Source organism: Streptococcus sp. 2342 (genome assembly GCF_013276795.1).
Classification (GTDB): domain Bacteria; phylum Bacillota; class Bacilli; order Lactobacillales; family Streptococcaceae; genus Streptococcus.
Genome location: NZ_VMLR01000005.1, coordinates 115,133 through 138,588, shown reverse-complemented (window position 1 = coordinate 138,588; position 23,456 = coordinate 115,133). Strand labels below are relative to the sequence as shown.

The 23,456-nt window shown below is 41.0% G+C and carries 16 protein-coding genes and 1 pseudogene; 15 read left to right on the top strand and 2 right to left on the bottom strand.

What is annotated here, in order from left to right; all coding sequences use genetic code 11:
• Window positions 1–58 precede the first annotated feature (58 nt).
• The 15 genes and pseudogenes from rpmH to pflA all read left to right on the top strand — a co-directional run bounded on the left by rpmH (window position 59) and on the right by pflA (window position 22,080).
• Window positions 59–193 carry a 50S ribosomal protein L34 gene (gene rpmH / locus HT689_RS07235; protein WP_000831905.1) on the top strand — a complete coding sequence of 45 codons (135 nt, stop codon included), beginning with the start codon at window positions 59–61 and terminating at the stop codon, window positions 191–193.
• Window positions 194–331: 138 nt separating this feature from the next.
• A complete protein-coding gene (locus HT689_RS07230) occupies window positions 332–2,296 on the top strand; it encodes a peptide ABC transporter substrate-binding protein (RefSeq protein WP_173226013.1) in 1,965 nt (654 codons plus the stop codon).
• 561 nt (window positions 2,297–2,857) lie between these two features.
• Window positions 2,858–10,558: pseudogene (locus HT689_RS07225) on the top strand (DUF1542 domain-containing protein); the annotation flags it as partial.
• A complete protein-coding gene (locus tag HT689_RS09970; protein ID WP_345789529.1) occupies window positions 10,541–11,710 on the top strand; it encodes a DUF1542 domain-containing protein in 1,170 nt (389 codons plus the stop codon). The pseudogene HT689_RS07225 and the gene HT689_RS09970, both read left to right, overlap by 18 nt.
• 407 nt (window positions 11,711–12,117) lie before the next feature.
• The gene (locus HT689_RS07220) at window positions 12,118–12,891 is read left to right on the top strand and encodes a TatD family hydrolase (RefSeq protein WP_173226016.1); all 774 of its coding nucleotides are present in this window, start codon (window positions 12,118–12,120) and stop codon (window positions 12,889–12,891) included.
• Complete coding sequence (rnmV, locus tag HT689_RS07215) at window positions 12,891–13,457, top strand: ribonuclease M5 (RefSeq protein WP_173226018.1); 567 nt, start codon at window positions 12,891–12,893, stop codon at window positions 13,455–13,457. Before HT689_RS07220 ends, rnmV begins: the two co-directional genes overlap by 1 nt.
• A gap of 64 nt (window positions 13,458–13,521) precedes the next feature.
• On the top strand, window positions 13,522–14,394 hold the full coding sequence (gene rsmA / locus HT689_RS07210) for a 16S rRNA (adenine(1518)-N(6)/adenine(1519)-N(6))-dimethyltransferase RsmA (protein WP_173226020.1): 873 nt from the start codon (window positions 13,522–13,524) through the stop codon (window positions 14,392–14,394).
• A 1-nt stretch (window position 14,395) separates the two neighbouring features.
• Complete coding sequence (gene rsgA, locus HT689_RS07205) at window positions 14,396–15,274, top strand: ribosome small subunit-dependent GTPase A (protein ID WP_173226171.1); 879 nt, start codon at window positions 14,396–14,398, stop codon at window positions 15,272–15,274.
• Between the two features lie 10 nt (window positions 15,275–15,284).
• The gene (gene rpe, locus HT689_RS07200) at window positions 15,285–15,941 is read left to right on the top strand and encodes a ribulose-phosphate 3-epimerase (RefSeq protein ID WP_173226022.1); all 657 of its coding nucleotides are present in this window, start codon (window positions 15,285–15,287) and stop codon (window positions 15,939–15,941) included.
• Complete coding sequence (locus HT689_RS07195) at window positions 15,904–16,566, top strand: thiamine diphosphokinase (RefSeq protein WP_173226024.1); 663 nt, start codon at window positions 15,904–15,906, stop codon at window positions 16,564–16,566. The genes rpe and HT689_RS07195 overlap by 38 nt, the downstream gene beginning before the upstream one ends.
• A 1-nt stretch (window position 16,567) precedes the next feature.
• Window positions 16,568–17,824: a DNA recombination protein RmuC gene (locus HT689_RS07190; RefSeq protein WP_023938939.1), complete on the top strand. Its 1,257-nt coding sequence runs from the start codon at window positions 16,568–16,570 to the stop codon at window positions 17,822–17,824.
• The gene (locus HT689_RS07185; protein ID WP_000703190.1) at window positions 17,814–18,758 is read left to right on the top strand and encodes a 3'-5' exoribonuclease YhaM family protein; all 945 of its coding nucleotides are present in this window, start codon (window positions 17,814–17,816) and stop codon (window positions 18,756–18,758) included. The genes HT689_RS07190 and HT689_RS07185 overlap by 11 nt, the downstream gene beginning before the upstream one ends.
• A 263-nt stretch (window positions 18,759–19,021) precedes the next feature.
• Window positions 19,022–19,849, top strand: coding sequence for a pur operon repressor (gene purR / locus HT689_RS07180; RefSeq protein WP_000776875.1), 828 nt, complete (start codon window positions 19,022–19,024; stop codon window positions 19,847–19,849).
• Between the two features lie 60 nt (window positions 19,850–19,909).
• Window positions 19,910–21,160, top strand: coding sequence for a diaminopimelate decarboxylase (locus HT689_RS07175; protein WP_023936717.1), 1,251 nt, complete (start codon window positions 19,910–19,912; stop codon window positions 21,158–21,160).
• Window positions 21,161–21,285: 125 nt separating this feature from the next.
• Window positions 21,286–22,080 (top strand): pyruvate formate-lyase-activating protein, encoded by a 795-nt coding sequence (gene pflA, locus HT689_RS07170; protein WP_138700479.1) that lies wholly within the window; start codon window positions 21,286–21,288, stop codon window positions 22,078–22,080.
• A 74-nt stretch (window positions 22,081–22,154) separates the two neighbouring features.
• Here pflA and yidC read toward each other — a convergent pair whose 3' ends face one another.
• On the bottom strand, window positions 22,155–23,081 hold the full coding sequence (gene yidC / locus HT689_RS07165; RefSeq protein WP_023936721.1) for a membrane protein insertase YidC: 927 nt from the start codon (window positions 23,079–23,081) through the stop codon (window positions 22,155–22,157).
• 77 nt (window positions 23,082–23,158) lie between these two features.
• Window positions 23,159–23,437, bottom strand: coding sequence for an acylphosphatase (locus HT689_RS07160; protein WP_001174613.1), 279 nt, complete (start codon window positions 23,435–23,437; stop codon window positions 23,159–23,161).
• Between the last annotated feature and the right edge of the window lie 19 nt (window positions 23,438–23,456).

The following is a 23,456-nucleotide window of genomic DNA, read 5'->3' as shown; positions in this document are numbered from 1 at the left end:
TAACTGATCACTTTATAGCCGGCTAAACGAATACAAAATCTATGAGGAGGTATTCATCGTGAAACGTACTTATCAACCAAGTAAACTTCGTCGTGCGCGCAAACACGGATTCCGTAACCGTATGTCAACTAAAAACGGTCGTCGCGTATTGGCAGCTCGTCGTCGTAAAGGACGCAAAGTTTTGGCTGCATAATCCAAACGAACCATAACAAAAATCAGTAGGAACTCGAGTCTACTGATTTTTATTTTTGTAAAAAAGTTCAAAAAGGCTTTATATTTTTGCTCAAATGGTGTATAATATTTCACATACTGTAAAAAATGGAGAATAATCATGAAGAAATCAAAAGTTATGCTTTTTGGAGCTATGGCTTTGACAGCAGGTCTAGCTCTAGCGGCATGTGGGTCTTCCCAATCAAGTAATGCTGAGAAAACCTACTCTTATGTATTTACTAGTAATCCTGATACCTTGGACTACATTACTTCAACACGTGGTTCAACTTCTAGTATTACGACTAACTTGATTGATGGCTTGTTAGAAAATGATAAGTATGGTAATCTCATTCCGTCTATGGCTGAGTCATGGACGGTGTCAAAAGATGGTTTGACCTACACTTATAAAATCCGTCAGGGGGCGAAATGGTACACTTCAGAGGGCGAAGAGTATGCGGATGTAACGGCTCATGACTTTGTGACAGGTCTCAAGTATGCAGCTGATAAAAAGGCTGAAAACTTGTACTTGGTTCAAGACTCTATCAAGGGCCTCGCAGAGTACGTTGAGGGGGAAACATCTGACTTTGAGACTGTTGGTGTTAAAGCAGTGGATGACTATACTCTTCAATATACTTTGAATAAGCCGGAATCTTACTGGAATTCTAAGACTACTGGGGGTATTTTGAGTCCTGTAAATGAAGCTTTTTTGAAATCTAAGGGAGATGACTTTGGAAGTGTAACACCATCCAGTATCTTGTCAAATGGTCCTTACTTGTTTAAATCTTTCTCATCAAAATCTTTGATTGAATTTGATAAAAACCCTAATTACTGGGATAAGGACAATGTAAAAATTGAGAAAGTGAAGCTCTCTTTCTTTGACGGTTCTGATCAAGATAGTTTAGCGAGAGGATTTTTGGAAGGGAACTACTCGGACGGTCGTATCTTCCCGACAAGTTCAGTGTTTAATCAGTTGAAAAAAGGGAATGAGGACAAAATCACCTACACACCACAAAACTCAATTACCTTCTATTATCTTTTTAACGTTAATCGTCAAAGCTACAAGCAGACCATGAAACAGTCTGATAAAGAAAAGACAGATTCACTTGCAGCCATGCAAAATAAGAATTTCCGTCAGGCTGTCAACTTTGCCTTTGACCGTCATGCTTATGCAGCGCAGACAAATGGTGAAGATGGAGCAGACCGTATCTTGCGTAACACGCTTATCCCAAGTGATTTTGTCCAAATCGGTGGTAAAAACTTTGGAGATGTTGTCAATGAAAAGATTATTAACTATGGTACAGAGTGGTCGAATATCAATTTGAATGATGCACAACCTGCCTTTTTGAATGCTGAAAAAGCCAAGGCAGCATTTGCTAAAGCTAAAGAAACCTTGCAAGCAGAAGGCGTGACCTTCCCAATTCATTTGGATATGCCGGTTGACCAGACGGCCAAGTTAGATGTGCAACAAGCAAGTTCCTTTAAGCAGACAGTGGAAGAAACCCTTGGGGCGGACAACGTTGTGATTGACGTAATTCAACTTTCTCCAGACGAGAAGGATCAAGCTACATTCTTTGCAGATACAGCTGAACAAAAGGACTATGACATTGATATTTCAGGTTGGAGCGGAGATTACTCAGATCCGAAAACTTATCTTGATCTCTTGGATCCAGAGTCAGGTTCACAGCTTAATAATATTGGGTTAACTGCTGGAAAAGATAATGAAGTAAAAGAAAAAATTGGACTTTCTGCTTATAAAAAGTTACTAGATGAAGCAGATAGCGAAGTTGAAAATACTCAGGCTCGTTATGAAAAATTTGCTGAAGTCCAAGCTTGGTTGACTGACAGCGCCCTCTTCCTACCGGTTCAAAGTGGTGGCGCTAATCCAATCTTCCGTAAGACTGTACCGTTCACAGGAGCCTTCTCATTCGTTGGTCATAAGGGAGATGCTGATAACTACAAATATGTTGAACTGCAAAAAGAGCCGGTAACTGCTAAACAGTACCAGGAACTCTATGATAAATGGCTAAAAGAAAAAGCTGAGTCAAATAAAAAAGCTCAGGAAGATTTAGCTAACCATATTCAATAACATTGCTAGTCATGCTTTTTAGTTAATACTCTTCGAAAATCAAATTCAAACCACGTCAGCGTCGCCTTGCCGTAGGTATGTTACTGACTTCGTCAGTTTCATCTACGACCTCAAAGCAGTGCTTTGAGCAGCCTGCGGCTAGCTTTCTAGTTTGCTCTTTGATTTTCATTGAGTATAAGCATAGTGACTGGTTTCAGAAAAAGGCCTTACCAGACGCTTTTGGTTCTGGTAGGGTCTTTTCTTTGTTTTGTGATGAAGTAAGTGGAGGGGGATAGGGCTTCAGATACCTAGAATGACTTATTTTATGTTTTTGAATGAGAATCAATTAAAATTTATAAATCTGTATAAGGGATTAGTGACAAAACGATAGCAAATAGGGTAAATTTCTATATATTTTTAATTAAAGTAAAAATTAGGCTAAAATTGGACGGGGGGGGGGACTTTATGATATAATGTACGTGTATTCTTATTGCCTAAAGTAGATATATTATAATAAAATTGTATTATAGTGTATTAGTTTTTGAATAAGAAGAAATAAAAATAAAAAATGGAGATCAAAGAATGAAGTATAAGAGAACTCAGAAACGCTCTAAGCAAATGTGGCAGCGTGTAGAAAAGTTTTCGATTAGAAAGTTTAGTTTTGGAGCAGCGTCGTGTTTGATAGGGGCATCTTTAGTTGGGGCTGCTGTAAATCCGAATATTGTAGATGCGGCATTTAAACAATTAAATGGCGAAGACGGTATTGTATCGTTATATTCTAATTCTGGAGAAACTCCTGAAAGTGCAGACGGTATTCAAATTGGATCAAAAGTAAATGTAGATAAAGAAATTGGAATCGATGTAGACTGGTCACAATACACTCGCGAAAATCCAATTGTTAAAGTAACTTATACTTATAACGGTGGAGCTGATGGAAGTAGTGTAACTGGATTTGGAGGACACCGTCCACGTTTCTGGTTTACAACACCGATAGGATTAAAAGAACCTAAAGAAATTACATTAAAGAAAAATGATGGACGTCCAGTTTATGTAATGGAAAGCTGGAATAAAAATAAAAAATTCGGTTCGTTATCAAATTCGATTAATTCACGTTTCCAAACAGAAGATGACATCAATAGAGCTTATACAACACCTGATTTCCACGGTAATGATACTAAGTGGGAATCTTATAATGAAACAACAGGTGAATCTTACCGAGAATATAGCGGAAGTTTTGCGAATAAGTTTTGGTACCATATTGGGGATAGAATCTCAGATGATCCATATGAACAAGCTATTTATGAGAACTTCCGTACAAACACAAAAACGATGTATGTCGATTGGGAACGTGGAGGAATTGAAAGAGCTACGATAACAGCTGTATATGAAGTTGCCGATCCAACTTTCGGTAATGATCGTAGTACTTTAGAATTTGGAGCAGGTTTTAGGGTTGGGATTGCTCGAATGATGCAACATTACAAAACTGTATTAGCACCAGTTCCAAGTCTATATAAATTAAATGAAATTTTTGAACCATCAACACCAACTCGTGCTACAGTAGGAAATCCAAATAAATTAACAGAGAAAGAAAAAAATATTGTTAGAGATAGAATTTGGAGTGCAAATAAAGAAAATGTAACTTCAGTAGCAAGAACAGGGAAGAATAAATTAATAGAAAACCTTAAAAGTGAAGACAAAACAGAATCAATTCTTATAGATGATGATGGAACAGCAACAATTATTTATTCTGATAATAGTAGAGATGTTATTCCAGGTACATCGCTTGTTTATAAAGTGACAGAAACAAACACGCATAGACAGGGTAATGGATATGAGTATGACATTGCTCCAGTACCTGTGAAAAATATGGATCAAATAACTGAAGAAGAAAAGAAAGCAGCTATCAAATCATTTTTAAAAGCAAATGGAATCGGAGTAGAGAATTTACAGTATCACAGTGGTAAAAGCGACCTTGATTTCGAGGGTGGAATACTTCAGGATGACAAGGGAAATAAATGGTTTGCCTATGATGATAATACAGCAAATGCCAAAAATATAGGAACACATATAGGGTTTAAACCAAACAGTTCTACTGTCATGTTATCAAGAGATGCAGGATACTCTGGAGTATACACTATCCCAACTTCAGACCTTTATTATAAAGAAGGAACTAGTGCGCTAGATTTAGCTAAAAAGGATGCTGAAGCGGCAATTGATAATTTAAATTATTTATCTCCAAAAGAAAAACAAGAATTTAAAGAAAAATTAAAAGATAAAACGACTCAAGAAAGTGTCAATGCTGTTGTAGAAGAAGCTGTTGCTAAAAATAGTGAAAATGAGAAAGCATTAGAAACTAAAAAACGTGAAGTGAAGGAAAAAATTAATAACAATCCTTACTTAACAACAGCAGAGAAAAAAGAACTAGTAGATCAAGTATCGGCAGTAGTAATGACAGACCCAACTGAAGGAACTGCTACTCCTATTGAACATACAAAAGGTCTTGTTGATAAAATTTTAGACAAAGCATTAGAAAAAACAAAAGAAAAAGCAAAAGCGATCATTGATGAAATCGATAAAAATGGTGGGCAAGCAGGATATTTAGAAAAACCAACAGCAGCTCAGTATAAAGAACAAATTCAAAATGCTACTACACAGGAAGCAATTGCTAAAGTAATTGAAGATGCGCTAAATCAAAAATCTAAAAAAACTCATGATGCTGAAAAAGCTAAAACTGATGCTTTAAAAGATGAGTATAAGAAGAAAATTGATCAAGTTCCTGGTCTAACAGATGCTCAAAGAGATGAGTATAAGAAACAAATTGATGCAGCAACAACAAGAGATCAATTGGAAGATATTGTGAAGGATGCGGAAGTAAAAGCGTATCGTGATACAGCAAAAGCAAAAATTGATGCGCTTGAACACTTAAATGCTGCACAAAAAGCAGAATTGAAAACACAAGTTGATGCTGCAGGGAACAAAGCTGAAGTAGATAATATTGTGTCAATTGCTCAAGGTTTAGATTCTAAGATGGATTCTCTACAAAAATTAGTAGAAAAAGCTAAAGAAGTTAAAGGATCTGAAAAATATAATACAGCAACTCAAGATAAGAAAGATGCTTTTAACACAGCAAAAGATGCCGCTTCAAAAGTAGCTGATAAAACAACAGCTGAGCCAGAAAATGCAGCTGGCACATCAGAAGTAGCTACTTTAATTGACAATTTAGCAAAAGCTATAGAAGCTCTTACAGGTGAAAAAGTTGCTGTTCCTGTATCTAAAGATGCTTTGAAAGCAGAACTTGACTTGAACACAGATGATGCGGTTAAAAAATCACCAGCTTATGCTAAAGAGACAGATGCCGCTAAGAAAAAAGCTTATGATGATGCTTTAGCAAATGCTCAAAAAGTGTATGACAAGCAAGATGCTACTCAACCAGAAGTGGATGATGCTCTTAATACATTAAAACAAGCGCGTTTAGCTTTATCAGGTAAAGCAGAAGACTTCACTTTAGCAGTGAAAGATGGAGCAGCGAAAATCTCTGTTGTACCAAAAGCAGGAGACTCATTGTCTGAAAAAGACCAACCGACTGTAAAAGAGAAAGTAACTGCAAACGGTAAAGAGTTAGATGCTACTTATACTGTAGAATATGGAAAAATTGCAGAAAAAGGTGGTAAGACAGTTGTTCCAGTAACAGTCACTCACGATGGTATTACAAGAACAGTTGAAGTTCCAGTAGAAGGAACTGATGCTGCAAAATCTCCACTAAATGATCCAGAAAAAGTAAAAGTTAATAATATTGCTAATTTATCAGAAGATGAAAAAGCAGCCGTTAAAGCAGCAGTTAAGAAAGCAAACACAAATTTAACTGATGATCAAATTTCAGTAGACAATACAGGGAAAGTAACTGTAACGTACTCTGACAAATCACAAAATGAACTGCCTGCATCTAAGACTGTAGAAGCGAAAACTGAAGCAGAAAAAGCATTAGACAAAGCTAAAGAACAAGCGAAATCTGACTTAACAGCAGCAGCTAACAAAGAAAAAGCAGAAATTGAAGCAGACAAAAACTTAACAGAAGATCAAAAGAAAACTGAAAAAGACAAAGTTGATAAAGTTAAGGAAGAACAAGAAAAAAATATCGATAAAGCGACAACGCCAGAAGATGTAACAAAAGCAACAGAAGACGGTAAGAAAGCAATTGCTGAAGTTCACCAAACAGAGTTAGACAAAGCCAAAGAGCAAGCGAAATCTGACTTAACAGAAGCAGCTAACAAAGAAAAAGCAGAAATCGAATCAGACAAGACCTTAACAGAAGATCAGAAGAAAGCTGAAAAAGCAAAAGTCGATGAAGCTAAGAAAGCTGCAGAGTCTAACATCGATAAAGCTGGAACAACTGATGAAGTAGCGAAAGCAACAGAAGCAGGTAAGAAAGCAATTGATGCTGTTCATAAAACTAATGCTGAGCAAGCAACTCCAAATGTAAAAGATTCAGTAACTGAAGCAGGAGGAGTTCCAGTAAGTGTTGACCCATCTAACGCTCCTAAAGTAGCAGAAGCAGATAAAAAAGCTATTACAGATGCTGTAGAAGTACCAAAAGACCAACCACAACCGACAGACAAACAAGTCAAAAATGATGGAGAAATTGTGGAAGGAACAGGTGCAAATGAAGGTAAGAAAGTAGTTGTAGTAGAAGTTACTTATGGTGACGGATCAAAAGATGAAATCGAAGTACCTGTAAGAAAAGCAACTGATCAGGAAAAAGCGAAAGCTGACCTAACAAAAGCTGCAGATGCTGAAAAAGCTGAAATTGATGAAGACAATGCATTATCTAAAAAAGAAAAAGAAGCATTGAAGAAACAAGTTGATGAACTGAAAGCAAAACACGAAGAAAACATCAATAATGCAACTTCACCAGAAGCTATAGCGTCAGCCACAGAAAAAGGTAGACAAGAAATTGCTGCTGTTCATACTCCACAAGATATTACAGAAACAGCTAAGAGAAAGTTAACTCCACCAAAAGAAAAGGTTAAGGTTACAGATGTCAATCATTTAACAGATGAAGAGAAAGAAGCTGTTAAAAAAGCGATTGTGGCGACTAACCCTCAACTAGAAGAATCTGAAGTCTATGTGAGTGATAAGGGAGATGTAGCTTCTCCTAAAGGTTACTTGGAAGCAGAAAAAGTTGTTGTTCAAGCATTAAACAAACCAGCGACACCAGTCGTAGTAGCTGATCCAAATCATTTAACAAATGATGAAAAGGAAAAAGTGAAAGAAGCTGTAGCCAACGCAAATCCTGGTCTAAACAAAGATGATATTACAGTCGATGACAAAGGTAATGTAACAACTAAGAATGGTGATAAATTACTTGCAAAAGATGTAGTAACTCCAGCCCTGAACAAACCAACAACACCAGTTGTAGTTGGAAATCCTAATGCTTTAACAGAAAAAGAAAAAGAGGACATTAAGGATGCTGTCGCAGCTGCAAATCCAGGTTTAAACAAAGGTGATGTTACAGTAGATAACCAAGGAAATGTTAAAACTCCAAAAGGAAATCTACCAAAAGAAGATGTTGTCACAACAGTCTTAAATAAACCAAATAAACTTGTTGAAGTAGAAAATCCAAATAGCCTAACAGTTAAAGAAAAAGAAGCCGTTAAGAAAGCTGTTGTAGAGGCAAATCCAGGTTTAACTGAAGATAAAGTCAAAGTTGACGATCAAGGAAATGTCACAACACCACAAGGTAACTTACCAGCAAAAGATGTAGTAACTTCTACCTTGAAGAAACCAACAACCCCAGTTGAAGTTGTCAACCCATCTAAACTGACAGAACCAGAGAAATCTAAGATTGTAGAAGAGATTATTAAAAATAATCCAGGTTTAACAGATAAAGATATTAAGGTTGATGATCAAGGCAATGTTGAAACACCAAAAGGCAACTTACCAGCAGAGGATGTAGTGACACCAGCCTTGAAAAAACCGACAAATCTTGTCCCTGTTAAAGATGTCCATAACTTAACAGATGCAGAAAAAGACGCTGTTAAGGATGCTGTTGTAACTGCAAATCCAGGCTTAAACAAGGACGATGTCAAGGTTGATGATCAAGGCAATGTTGAAACGCCAAGAGGTAATTTACTAGCAGGAGAAGTTGTAACACCAGCCTTGAAGAAACCTGTTACACCTGTAGAAGTTAAAGATCCTAAAAACTTAACAGAAGCAGAAAAAGACGCTGTTAAGGATGCTGTTGTAGCTGCAAATCCAGGCTTAAACAAGGATGATGTTAAGGTTGATGGTCAAGGTAATGTTGAAACACCACAAGGTAATTTACCAGCAAAAGATGTAGTAACACCAGCTTTGAAGAAACCTGTCACACCTGTAGGAGTTAAAGATTCGAATAACTTAACAGACAAAGAAAAAGAAGATGTTAAGAAAGCTATTGTTGAAGCAAATCCAGGCTTAAACAAGGACGATGTCAAGGTTGATGATCAAGGAAATGTTGAGACTCCAAACGGAAATCTACCGAAAGAAGATGTAGTAGTACAAACTGCTAAAGGGCAATCAACAAGTATCTTCAAACCAGAGTTAGACTTACAAACTGCTTTAGTATCCGGAAAAGTAACTGTAGAAAAAGGTAAAGGCTTAACTGACGAAGACATCCTAAAACAATTAGCACTAGCTGATGGACTAACAGCGAAAATCACTTTTAAACCAACTACAACAGAAGCGGGAATTAAAGAAGCAGAGGTGGAAGTAACCCTAGCGGATGGTAGCAAAGTAACTGTAAAAGTACCGGTTGAAGTAGTTGATTCTTTAGGCACAGCTGATAAAGATAATGATCTTGCTAAGGCGAAAGAAGCTGCTAAAAAACAAGTAGAAGAAGCTGCTAAGAAAAAACTTGAAGAAATCAAGAACAATAAAGACTTAACAGAAGATCAAAAACAAAAAGCTGAAAAAGAAATCAATAAAGCCAAAGAAGATGCTAATAAAGCTATTGACCAAGCATCATCAGCAGGAACAGCTAAACAAATTGCAGATCAAGCAAAAGAAAATATTGAAAAATATGATCCAAAAGCTGATGCAGAAGTTAAGAAACCAGATGTAACAAACCTTGATGAAGAAAAAGCGAAAGCAAAAGCTGAAATACTAGAAGAAGCTCAAAAACGCATTAACGAAATCAAGAACAATAAAGATTTATCAGACGAAGCGAAAGCCAAAGCTATCGAAGAAATCAATAAGGCCAAAGACAAAGCGATTGAAGACATCAACAAAGCTCAATCTAAAGATGAAATCAACGCGGCGAAAGAAGCTGGTATTCATAAGATAAATGAAGTTCAACCAGATGGCTCTATTGCATCTAAATTCGATCCGAAAGTTCCTGAAAACAAAGTGGAAGTGGAAAATCCAGCAAAACTTTCAGATGAAGAAAGAGAACAAGTTCGTCAAAACATCGAAGGAGCTAACACATTCCCAGATGGAACAACAGTAGAAGTAAAACCAGATGGAACAGCTGTTATCACATATAAAGATGGTTCAAGCGATACGATTTCTAAAGATAAATTAGTAGCGCCAGCTAACAAAGAGACAGGAACAATCGCGTCAAGAACCGAGCCAGTTATTCCAGGAAAAACACAAGTAGGAAACACTACTAAGTTAACACCAGGAGAACAAGCTGCGGTTAAAAAAGCGGTTGAGGAAGCGAACAACTTCCCAGCAGGAACTACAGTAGAAGTAAGACCTGATGGAACAGTAGTCATCACCTATCCAGATAAATCTGTAGATACAATAACAGGGGATAAACTTGTTGAAAAAGGAAGTAAACAAGAAACTCCAAAAGTTCAGACAGATGCAGAGAAGAACCCAGCGCAAGTTCCAGGAAACTTTGTACCTGTTGAAAATACTCACAACTTGACACAGGCGGAGCAAGATACTGTAGCAGCTAAGGTCAAAGAAGCAAATCCAGCGGCGACAGATGTTAAGGTATCTAAAGATGGAACAGCAACGCTAACATATGGAGATGGTTCAGTAAACACAATTCCAGGAACCAGTCTAGTAGTAGCCAAAGATACTGACAATGAAGCTGCAACACAAGCCACGCAAAATCCAGCAGTGGTGCCAGCAACTACAGAAGTCGGGAATGCTCATAGCTTAACACCTGAGGAACAAGCTGCAGTAGCTACGAAAGTGAAACAAGCAAATCCAACTGCTACAGATGTTAAGGTATCTAAAGACGGAACAGCGACATTGACATACTCAGATGGTTCAGTCAATACAATTCCAGGAACCAGTCTAGTAGTTCAAAAAGAGGAAACTTCAACACAAGAGCAACCAACAATCGCAGAGAAGACAAAAGTAATCATCCCAGCTAACCCTACAAAAGTAGCAGAAGCTACAAGATTAACAGATGCAGAAAAAGAAGCTGTTAAAAAAGCTGTAGTAGATGCAAATGGATTCGGAAGCGATGTTAAAGTTGAAGTAGCTGGAGATGGCACAGCGACAATCGTCTTTAAAGATGGTTCAGCTATTACAATTCCAGGAAATCAATTGGTAGCACAAGATCCAAAAGCACAAGATAGCACTAAACTGACTGCTGAAAAATCAACTGTTAAAGCGCCTGCTCAAAGAGTAGATGTAAAAGATATAACTCATTTAACAGATGAAGAAAAAGAAAAAGTTAAGGTTGCTATTTTACAAGCAAATGGTTCAGCATTAGACGGAGCGACAATCAATGTAGCTGGAGATGGTACAGCAACAATCACATTCCCAGATGGTTCAGTAGTGACGATTCTAGGGAAAGATACAGTTCAACAATCTGCGAAAGGTGAATCTGTAACTCAAGAAGCTACACCAGAGTATAAGCCAGAAACTACACCAGGTGGAGATAATGGAGGCAATACTGGAAGCTCAGATGCTAATGCGAATGCAGGCGGTGGTAGCCAGGCAGGCGGACAAGCTAATACAGGTTCACAAAACCCAGCTCAATCACAAGCTTCTAAGCAATTAGCTACTGAAAAAGAATCAGCTAAAAATGCCATTGAAAAAGCTGCCAAGGACAAGCAGGATGAAATCAAAGGCGCACCGCTTTCTGATAAAGAAAAAGCAGAACTTTTAGCAAGAGTGGAAGCAGAAAAACAAGCAGCTCTCAAAGAAATTGAAAATGCGGAAACTGTGGAAGATGTGAAGGAAGCAGAAACGATTGGAGTGCAAGCCATTGCCATGGTTACAGTTCCTAAGAGACCAGTGGCTCCTAATGCTGCTCCTCAGGCAACAAGTGCACCGCAAGCAACTGCAGGAACAATGCAAGATGTTACCTACCAGTCACCTGCTGGCAAACAATTACCTAACACAGGTTCAGCATCAAGTGCAGCACTTGCTAGTCTTGGTCTAGTGGCGGCAACAAGTGGTTTTGCTTTGCTAGGAAGAAAGGCTAGACGTAGAAAATAGGACAGCTAGAACATTCTATTCTCTACTTAAAGTTAGATTATAAGGGGGATTTGGAGAAGTCATCAATCCTAGTGATGGGTGAGAGAAGAGAGAACCCAAGATAATCACATACTTTATACTCAATGAAAATCAAAGAGCAAACTAGGAAACTAGCCGTAGGCTGTACTTGAGTACGGCAAGGCGACGTTGACACGGTTTGAATTTGATTTTCGAAGAGTATTAGATGAATAGGGATGTTCTATCAATCTAGCCAGTCTCTTCTGTCTCTAACTGTGGAATAGAAGATGGGCAATATCGGATAGAAAAGCTAGCAGAATAGCTCTATTAAAGAGAGGAGGGAAACCGAAAAATTGGGTGCCCCTCCTCTTTTTTGGTATAATAGAAGATAGAAAACGAGGTTAGAAGAGATGATTTTTGATACACATACACACTTGAATGTAGAAGAATTTGCAGGTCGTGAGGCAGAAGAAATTGCCTTGGCTGCTGAGATGGGTGTGACACAGATGAATATTGTTGGTTTTGATAAACTGACGATTGAGCGTGCTTTGGAGTTGGTGGATGAGTATGACCAGCTCTATGCGACTATCGGTTGGCATCCGACAGAAGCAGGGACTTACACAGAGGAGATTGAAGCCTACTTGCTTGACAAGCTCAAGCATCCAAAGATAGTTGCCTTGGGTGAGATTGGATTGGACTACCATTGGATGACAGCGCCCAAAGAGGTGCAGGAGCAGGTTTTTCGCCGTCAGATTCAGTTATCTAAGGACTTGGATTTGCCTTTTGTGGTCCACACCCGTGATGCGCTGGAAGATACCTATGAGATTATTAAGAGCGAGGGCGTTGGTCCTCGAGGTGGGATCATGCATTCTTTCTCAGGAACTCTTGAATGGGCAGAGAAGTTTGTTGAGCTTGGCATGACCATTTCCTTCTCAGGAGTGGTGACTTTTAAGAAGGCAACTGACATCCAAGAAGTAGCTAAAGAGTTACCTTTGGACAAGATGTTGGTGGAGACGGATGCGCCTTACTTAGCACCTGTACCCAAGCGTGGTCGCGAAAATAAAACAGCCTATACTCGCTATGTGGTGGACTTTATCGCAGGCTTGCGTGGGATGACGGCAGAAGAGCTAGCGGCGGTAACAACTGCAAATGCAGAACGAATTTTTGGATTGGACAGCAAGTAATGAAAGAGAAAATTTCCCAAGTTATCGTGGTCGAAGGGCGCGATGATACGGCCAATCTCAAACGCTATTTCGATGTAGAGACCTATGAGACTCGAGGTTCTGCCATCAATGACCAGGATATAGAGCGGATTCAGCGCCTGCACCAGCGTCATGGGGTCATTGTTTTTACAGACCCAGATTTTAATGGGGAGCGGATTCGCCGCATGATTATGACGGCCATTCCAACAGTTCAGCATGCCTTCCTCAAACGAGATGAAGCTGTTCCCAAGTCCAAGACCAAGGGACGTTCCCTGGGAATTGAGCATGCCAGCTATGAAGATTTGAAAACGGCTCTAGCTCAGGTGACAGAACAATTTGAACATGAGAGTCAGTTTGATATCAGTCGTAGCGACTTGATTCGCCTTGGTTTTTTAGCAGGGGCAGACAGCCGTAAGCGCAGAGAATATCTGGGAGAGGTTCTCCGAATTGGCTATTCTAACGGCAAGCAATTACTCAAGCGCTTAGAGTTGTTTGGGGTTACTTTGGCAGAAGTGGAAGAAGCTATGAAATCTTATGAGAATGGTTAAGCAGCCCCAAAATACAAGGGGAATGTGTTACAATAGTAGTAACAGATAATAGAAAAGAGAATAGATGAGAATTGCAGATTATAGCGTGACCAAGGCAGTGCTGGAGCGTCACGGTTTTACCTTTAAAAAGTCCTTCGGGCAAAATTTCTTGACGGATACCAATATTCTTCAAAAAATCGTGGATACGGCTGAGATTGATGACCAGGTCAATGTTATCGAAATCGGGCCAGGGATTGGTGCCTTGACGGAGTTTCTGGCTGAGCGTGCGGCTCAGGTCATGGCCTTTGAAATTGACCACCGATTGGTGCCGATTTTGGCAGACACCTTGCGTGATTTTGATAATGTGACCGTTGTCAACGAGGATATTCTCAAGGTTGACTTGGCGCAGCATATCCAGAATTTTAAAAATCCTGACCTGCCAATCAAGGTAGTGGCTAATTTGCCTTACTACATCACAACGCCTATTCTCATGTACTTGATAGAGAGTGGGATTCCTTTTAGTGAGTTTGTGGTTATGATGCAGAAAGAAGTGGCAGACCGCATCTCCGCTCAACCGAATACCAAGGCTTATGGTAGCTTGTCGATTGCGGTGCAGTACTACATGACTGCCAAGGTTGCCTTCATCGTGCCTCGTACGGTCTTTGTGCCAGCGCCAAATGTGGATTCGGCTATCTTGAAAATGGTGCGTCGTCCAGAGCCAGCTGTAGCAGTAGAAGACGAGAACTTCTTCTTTAAGGTTTCCAAGGCAAGTTTCACTCATCGTCGCAAGACCTTATGGAATAACTTGACAGGTTACTTTGGCAAGACTGAAGAGGTCAAGGACAAGCTGACTAAGGCTTTGGACCAAGCAGGCTTGTCACCAAGTGTGCGTGGGGAAGCTCTCAGCTTGGCAGAGTTTGCCAGCCTAGCAGATGCACTTAAAGGGCAAGGACTCTAAGATGCAGGGACAAATCATTAAAGCCTTGGCGGGGTTCTACTATGTAGAGAGTGATGGTCAGGTCTATCAAACACGCGCGCGTGGAAATTTCCGTAAAAAAGGCCATACACCCTATGTTGGGGACTGGGTAGATTTCTCTGCCGAGGAAAATTCAGAAGGCTATATTCTCAAGATTCACGAACGGAAAAACAGTCTGGTCCGTCCGCCTATTGTCAATATCGATCAAGCTGTGGTGATCATGTCTGTCAAGGAACCTGATTTTAACAGCAATTTGCTGGATCGGTTCTTAGTTCTTTTGGAGCATAAGGGCATCCATCCCATCGTCTATATTTCCAAAATGGATTTGTTGGAAGATAGAGGAGAACTGGATTTTTATGAACAGACTTATGGTGACATCGGCTATGACTTTGTGACCAGTAAAGAGGAACTCCTGCCTTTGTTAACAGGTAAGATTACAGTCTTTATGGGGCAGACGGGCGTTGGAAAATCAACCCTTCTCAATAAAATCGCACCAGACCTCAATCTTGAAACAGGAGAAATCTCAGACAGTCTGGGTCGCGGGCGCCACACCACTCGAGCTGTTAGTTTTTACAACCTCAATGGGGGCAAAATCGCAGATACACCAGGATTTTCATCCTTGGACTACGAAGTATCAACGGCGGAAGACCTCAATCAGGCCTTTCCAGAGATAGCTAGTGTTAGCAGAGATTGTAAGTTCCGTACTTGTACCCATACCCATGAGCCGTCTTGTGCTGTCAAGCCAGCTGTTGAAGAGGGTACCATTGCAACCTTCCGTTTTGATAATTACCTGCAATTCCTCAGTGAGATTGAAAATCGCAGAGAAACCTATAAAAAAGTCAGCAAAAAAATTCCAAAATAAGGAGAAACCTATGCCTCAATACAAGATTGCTCCGTCAATTCTGGCAGCAGATTATGCCAACTTTGAACGTGAAATCAAACGCCTAGAAGCAACTGGGGCAGAATATGCCCATATCGATATCATGGATGGGCACTTTGTGCCACAAATCAGTTTTGGTGCAGGTGTGGTTGAAGCTCTTCGCCCTCATAGCAAGATGGTCTTTGACTGCCACTTGATGGTGGCGAATCCTGAACACCACTTAGAAGACTTTGCGCGCGCAGGTGCAGATATCATCAGTATCCATGTAGAAGCAACACCCCATATCCATGGCGCCCTCCAAAAAATTCGTTCTCTAGGGGTCAAACCTTCAGTTGTTATCAATCCTGGCACACCAGTTGAAGCCATCAAGCACGTCCTTCATCTAGTTGACCAAGTTTTAGTCATGACAGTTAATCCAGGCTTTGGTGGGCAAGCCTTTCTACCAGAGACCATGGATAAGGTCCGTGAGTTGGTTGCTCTTCGTGATGAAAAAGGCTTGAACTTTGAAATCGAAGTGGATGGCGGGATTGATGACCAAACTATTGCTCTAGCCAAAGAAGCTGGTGCGACCGTTTTTGTAGCAGGTTCCTATGTCTTTAAGGGAGATGTCAATGAGCGAGTACAAACTCTCAGAAAACAACTGGACTAGGGTTGCCGTTTTTGCAGGCGGAGATCGCGGTCATTATCGGACAGACTTTGATAGTTTTGTCGGTGTGGATCGAGGCTCGCTCTGGGTCTTGGAAGAAAATCTGCCTCTTGCTCTGGCGGTTGGAGATTTTGATTCTGTCACTGCAGAAGAGCGACAGGTGATTCAAAAACGTGCTCAGCATTTTGTCCAAGCCCGACCAGAAAAGGATGATACAGATCTGGAATTGGCTCTCTTGACTATTTTTGAGAAAAATCCTCAGGCTGTGGTCACTATTTTCGGTGCTTTGGGTGGTCGTATCGACCATATGCTGGCCAATGTTTTTCTTCCTAGCAACCCCAAGTTGGCGCCTTATATGCGCCAGATAGAAATTGAGGATGGGCAAAATTTGATTGCCTATTGTCCAGAAGGGATCAGTCAGCTACATCCCCGTTCAGACTACGACTATCTTGCCTTTATGCCGGTTCGGGATAGCCAGCTGACTATTCTCGGTGCTAAGTATGAGTTGACAGAGGAAAATTTTTTCTTTAAAAAAGTGTACGCTTCTAACGAATATATAGATAGGGAAGTGTCAGTGACTTGCCCAGATGGCTATGTGGTTGTGCTGCATAGTAAGGACAGGAGGTAGGATGGAAAGTTTACTTGTTCTATTATTGATTGCCAACCTAGCTGGACTCTTTCTGATTTGGCAGAGGCAGGATAAGCAGGAAAAACATCTCAGCAAGAGCTTGGAGGATCAGGCAGATAATCTTTCAGATCAGCTGGATTATCGCTTTGAGCAAGCCCGACAAGCCAGGCAGTTAGATCAAAAAGACTTGGAAGTGGCTGTCAGCGATCGTTTGCAAGAAGTGCGAATCGAATTGTACCAAGGTCTGACTCAGGTCCGTCAAGAAATGACAGATAATCTCCTCCAAACCAGAGACAAGACCGACCAACGTCTCCAAGCCTTGCAGGAATCAAATGAGCAACGTTTGGAACAAATGCGCCAGACAGTCGAGGAAAAGTTAGAAAAGACCTTGCAGACACGCTTACAGGCCTCCTTTGAGACAGTTTCCAAACAACTGGAGTCTGTCAATCGTGGCCTTGGAGCAATGCAGACAGTTGCCCGTGATGTCGGCGCCCTCAACAAGGTTCTCTCTGGAACCAAGACGAGAGGGATTCTGGGAGAATTGCAACTGGGGCAAATCATCGAAGACATCATGACCCCTGCCCAGTATGAACGAGAATATGCAACGGTTGAAAACTCCAGTGAACGAGTGGAGTATGCCATTAAGTTACCTGGACAGGGTGATCAGGAATATGTATACCTACCGATTGACTCCAAGTTTCCTTTGGCTGATTATTACCGCTTGGAAGAAGCCTATGAAGCAGGTGATAGGGACGAGATTGAACGCTGTCGTAAATCGCTTTTAGCAAGCGTCAAGCGCTTTGCCAAGGATATCAAGAGCAAGTACATAGCACCGCCTCGGACGACCAATTTTGGAGTCTTGTTTGTTCCGACAGAAGGTCTCTACTCAGAAATCGTCCGCAATCCTATCTTCTTTGATGATTTGAGACGGGAAGAACAGATTATTGTTGCAGGTCCAAGTACCCTATCAGCCCTTCTTAACTCCCTATCAGTTGGATTCAAAACTCTCAATATCCAAAAGAGTGCCGACCATATCAGTAAGACTCTTGCCAGCGTCAAGACCGAGTTTGGCAAGTTTGGTGGTATTCTGGTAAAGGCACAAAAACATCTCCAACATGCCTCTGGCAATATTGATGAATTATTAAACCGTCGTACCACAGCTATCGAGCGGACGCTCCGTCACATTGAGTTGTCAGAAGGTGAGCCTGCGCTTGATCTACTCCATTTCCAAGAAAATGAGGAAGAATATGAAGATTAGTCACATGAAAAAAGATGAGCTGTTTGAAGGTTTTTACTTAATCAAATCAGCTGACCTGAGGCAAACTCGAGCTGGGAAAAACTACCTAGCCTTTACCTTCCAAGATGATAGTGGCGAGATTGAGGGGAAGCTCTGGGATGCCCAACCTCATAACATTGAGGCCTTTACCGCAGGTAGGGTTGTCTACATGAAAGGGCGCCGAGAAGTTTATAACAACACTCCACAGGTCAATCAAATCACTCTCCGCCTGCCGCAAGCTGGTGAACCCAATGACCCAGCTGATTTCAAGGTCAAGCCACCGGTTGATATCAAGGAAATTCGTGACTACATGTCGCAAATGATTTTCAAAATTGAAAATCCTGTCTGGCAACGGATTGTCCGAAATCTCTACACCAAGTATGATAAGGAATTCTACTCCTATCCAGCAGCCAAGACCAACCACCATGCCTTTGAAACAGGCTTGGCCTATCATACGGCGACCATGGTGCGCTTGGCAGATGCCATTAGCAATATTTATCCTCGGCTCAATAAGAGCCTGCTCTATGCGGGAATTATGCTGCATGACTTGGCCAAAGTTATCGAGTTGACGGGACCAGAACAGACTGAGTATACAGTGCGAGGCAATCTTCTTGGACATATCGCTCTCATTGATAGCGAAATTACCAAGACGGTTATGGAGCTCGGCATCGATGATACCAAGGAAGAAGTCGTTTTGCTTCGTCACGTCATCCTCAGTCACCACGGCTTACTTGAGTATGGAAGCCCAGTCCGTCCACGCATTATGGAAGCAGAGATTATTCATATGATTGACAATCTGGATGCCAGCATGATGATGATGTCAACAGCTCTGGCTTTGGTGGATAAAGGAGAGATGACCAATAAAATCTTCGCTATGGACAATCGTTCCTTCTATAAACCAGGTTTAGATTTATAATTTAAGAAAAATGAACATTTTTTAGAATAAGAATGTTCGTTTTTTTCTGTGAATATGGTATAATAAGTAAAAGACAAAAATGAATACTCTTCGAAAATCTCTTCAAACTAGGGTAGTATCGCCTTGTCGTATGTATATATGCAGGTATATTACAGACTTTGTCAGTTCTATCGACAATCTCAAAACAGTGTTTTGAACCACCAGTGACCAGCTTTCTAGTTTGCTTTTTGATTTTTTGAATAAAAATGGAATAGGAAATAGAAATGAAATTAAGAAGAAGTGATCGGATGGTTGTCATTTCCAACTATTTGATTAATCATCCTTATAAACTAACTAGTCTCAATACTTTTGCTGAAAAGTATGAATCTGCTAAATCATCCATCTCAGAAGATATCGTCATTATCAAACGCGCCTTTGAGGAAATCGAAATCGGTCACCTCCAGACTGTGACTGGGGCTGGCGGAGGTGTTATCTTTACACCATCAATCTCAAACCATGATGCTAAGGAAATGGTTGAAGACTTGCGTGCCAAGTTGTCAGAAAGTGACCGTATCTTGCCAGGTGGCTACATCTACCTGTCTGATTTACTTAGCACACCAGCCATCTTGAAAAATATTGGTCGCATTATTGCCAAGAGCTTTATGGATCAAAAAATTGACGCGGTTATGACAGTAGCAACCAAGGGTGTGCCACTTGCAAATGCAGTTGCCAATGTCCTCAATGTCCCTTTTGTCATTGTGCGCCGTGACCTGAAAATTACCGAAGGTTCAACGGTTAGCGTCAACTATGTATCCGGTTCAAGTGGTGACCGTATCGAGAAAATGTTCCTTTCAAAACGGAGTCTCAAGGCAGGTAGCCGTGTCTTGATTGTGGATGATTTCTTGAAAGGCGGCGGAACTGTCAATGGGATGATTAGTCTCTTGCGCGAATTCGACTCAGAATTGGCAGGTGTAGCGGTCTTTGCGGACAATGCCCAAGAAGAACGTGAAAAGCAGTTTGACTACAAGTCACTCTTGAAGGTAACCAATATTGATGTCAAGAACCAAGCCATCGATGTTGAGATTGGTAATATTTTTGACACAGAAGAATAAAGGATAAAGGTTGGAACGGTTGTCCCAGCCTTTCTTTGCAAATAGAATAGAAGGAAACTTATGAAAACACCATTTATTAATAAAGAAGACTTAGAAGCGATTGTAGCCGAGTTCCCAACTCCCTTTCACTTATATGATGAGAAGGGAATTCGTGAGAAGGCAAGAGCCGTCAACCAAGCCTTTTCGTGGAACAAGGGCTTTAAGGAATATTTTGCAGTTAAGGCTACTCCAACCCCAGCTATTTTGAAAATTCTCCAAGAGGAAGGCTGTGGTGTGGACTGCTCTAGTTATGTAGAGCTTTTGATGAGCCATAAACTGGATTTCCCTGGTTCTGAGATTATGTTCTCTTCAAACAATACGCCAGATAAGGAATATGCCTATGCGCGTGAATTAGGTGCGATCATTAACTTGGATGCCTTTGAAGATATTGAACATTTGGAGCGAGCAGCAGGCATTCCAGAAATCATCTCATGTCGTTATAATCCTGGAGGCGTTTTTGAACTGGGGACAGACATTATGGATAATCCTGGGGAGGCTAAGTTTGGTATGACCAAGGATCAACTCTTTGAATCCTTTGCCATCTTGAAGGAAAAAGGAGCCAAGACTTTTGGGATTCACTCCTTTCTAGCATCCAATACTGTCACCCATCTCTATTATCCAGAGTTGGCGCGTCAGCTTTTTGAATTGGCTGTTGAAATCAAGGAAAAACTGGGTATTTCACTAGACTTTATCAATCTTTCCGGGGGTATTGGAGTCAACTATCGTCCTGAGCAGGAGCCAAATGATATCGCCTTGATTGGTGAGGGAGTTCGTAAGGTGTATGAAGAGGTTCTTACTCCAGCAGGTCTTGGTCAGGTCAAGATTTTCACCGAATTGGGTCGTTTTATGCTGGCACCTCACGGTGCTTTAGTCACAAGAGTCACTCATAAGAAGAAAACCTACCGTACCTATCTAGGTGTGGATGCATCAGCAGTCAACCTCATGCGTCCAGCTATGTACGGAGCCTATCACCATATTAGCAACATGACTCATCCAGATGGATCAGTTGAAGTGGTAGATGTGGTTGGTTCACTCTGTGAAAACAATGATAAATTTGCAGTCAATCGCGAACTGCCTTATACAGAAATCGGTGATTTGCTGGTCATTCATGATACAGGTGCCCACGGTTTTTCAATGGGCTACCAGTACAATGCCAAACTTCGTTCTGCGGAAATCCTTTATACTGAAGAAGGCAAAGCCCGTCAAATCCGCCGTGCAGAGCGCCCTGAAGACTATTTTGCAACCTTGTATGGTTTTGATTTTGAAGAATAATCTGAGAATAGATTGAAAATGAAATTGAAAAACAGATTGCTTTCTAAAAAATAGGTAAAAATCTTGTTTTTCCTTCAAGTCGTGATATAATAAAACTATAAAACGTTTTCAAGGAAGGTAACGATATGTCTGAAGAAACAATTGATTATGGACAAGTGACAGGAATGGTGCATTCGACAGAAAGTTTTGGGGCGGTAGATGGCCCTGGTATTCGCTTTATTATCTTTTTACAGGGCTGTCACATGCGTTGCCAGTATTGCCATAACCCAGATACTTGGGCTATGGAGTCCAATAAATCACGTGAACGGACGGTAGATGATGTCTTGACAGAAGCCTTGCGCTACCGTGGTTTCTGGGGAAATAAGGGCGGGATTACAGTCAGCGGAGGAGAAGCACTCTTGCAGATTGATTTCCTGATTGCCCTTTTCACCAAGGCTAAGGAACAAGGAATCCACTGTACCTTGGACACCTGTGCCCTTCCTTTCCGTAATAAACCACGTTACCTTGAAAAGTTTGACAAACTCATGGCTGTCACTGACTTGGTTCTCTTAGATATCAAGGAAATCAACGAAGAACAGCACAAGATTGTTACTAGCCAAACCAATAAAAATATCTTGGCCTGTGCCCAGTATCTATCAGATATTGGAAAACCTGTCTGGATTCGCCACGTGCTAGTTCCAGGATTGACAGACAGAGACGATGACTTGATTGAACTTGGTAAGTTCGTCAAGACTCTTAAAAATGTGGATAAGTTTGAAATTCTGCCTTATCACACCATGGGTGAGTTTAAATGGCGTGAATTGGGAATTCCCTATTCCCTCGAAGGGGTTAAACCACCAACAGCAGACCGCGTTAAGAACGCTAAACAACTCATGGATACCGAAAGTTACCAAGACTATACGAAACGTGTACATGGATAGAAAAGAAGCCTGATGGAAACATCGGGCTTTTGACTTGCAAAAAGACTTAGCAAATCAGCTAAGCCTTTTTCTTCTTATCTCGAACGTTGTTTTCCAGCGTTGCGATTTTTGTGTTTTTTCTGGCTTGTGATAGCAGTTGGTTGTTCAGGGGTAACGTCTTTTCGTCCACTTGGTTTAGAGAAAGCACTTGCTTTTGGTGGGTTCTTGGCTAGTTCTTCACGGACTTTTTTGCGAAGTTTTGGACGAACGATATAGTTGACGATAAACTGTTGGAGAATCATCATGAAACCACCAACAACCCAATAAAGTGTGACACTAGCTGGTGAGATGAGGGAGAAGCCGGCAATCATGACTGGGCTCACGTAAGCCATTTTCTTGATTTGATCTCTTTGCGTTTGATCCTCTACTCCGTGAAGTGAAAGGAGTGATTGAAGATAGTAAAGGACACCAGCGCAGGCAGCCAAAATCATACTTGGAGAGCCTAGAGGGATGCCTAGGTAGCTTGCTTGAGCAACCCCTTCAGTATGTTGGGCAGTAAAGTAGATGGCAGAGAAGAAAGGCATTTGAAGGAGGAGAGGGAAACATCCTACTCCACCAAACATACTGATGCCATGCTCTTTTTGAGCAGCAAAGAGAGCTTGTTGGGCTTCGAGTTTTTCTTCTTGAGTAGTTGCTTCCTTGAGACGCGTTTGGTGTGGCTCAAGGACGTGCTTGAGGGCGTTCATCTTTTCAGAGTGAAGCGTTGCCTTCCATGATTGGTAGATACCAAGTGGCAAGATAATCAAGCGCACGATAATGGTTACGATAATGATAGCGACACCAAAGCCTAGACCTTTATCATTGGCGAAGTACTTGATAGCTTCAGCCATAGGCGCTCCGAAAGTATTCCAAATGACTCCTGTTGGCTGACCTGTGGTTTTATCGACATTGACACAGCCAGTCAAGACAAGCAACATAGCCACTCCCATAGCTGAGAGTGCAAAACGTTTAATAGATTTCACTGTTTTTATTCCTTCTTTAAAAATTATACCTTTCTATTCTACTGTTTTTTTACAAAATATACAATAGTTCTGGAGACCTAATTTGCGATTTTAAAGTCAGAGTAGGGAGGAAAGTTGCTTAGTTTGACATCTAAGTAGCTTACTTTTGAAAAAGGTGTCGGTCCTTTTCGGATTTCTTGGATAAATTTTGCCATGATAGCAGATGAGTCTGCTTGGGCTAAGATTTCCACTGTGCCATCGTCGTTATTCCAGACTCGACCTGTGATGCCACCGATTTCAAGGGCCAGGCTATAAACACCCCAACGAAAGCCGACTCCCTGCACCCTACCTTGGGCAATCATTCTAACCTTTTGCATACCAAACCCCTTTGATTGT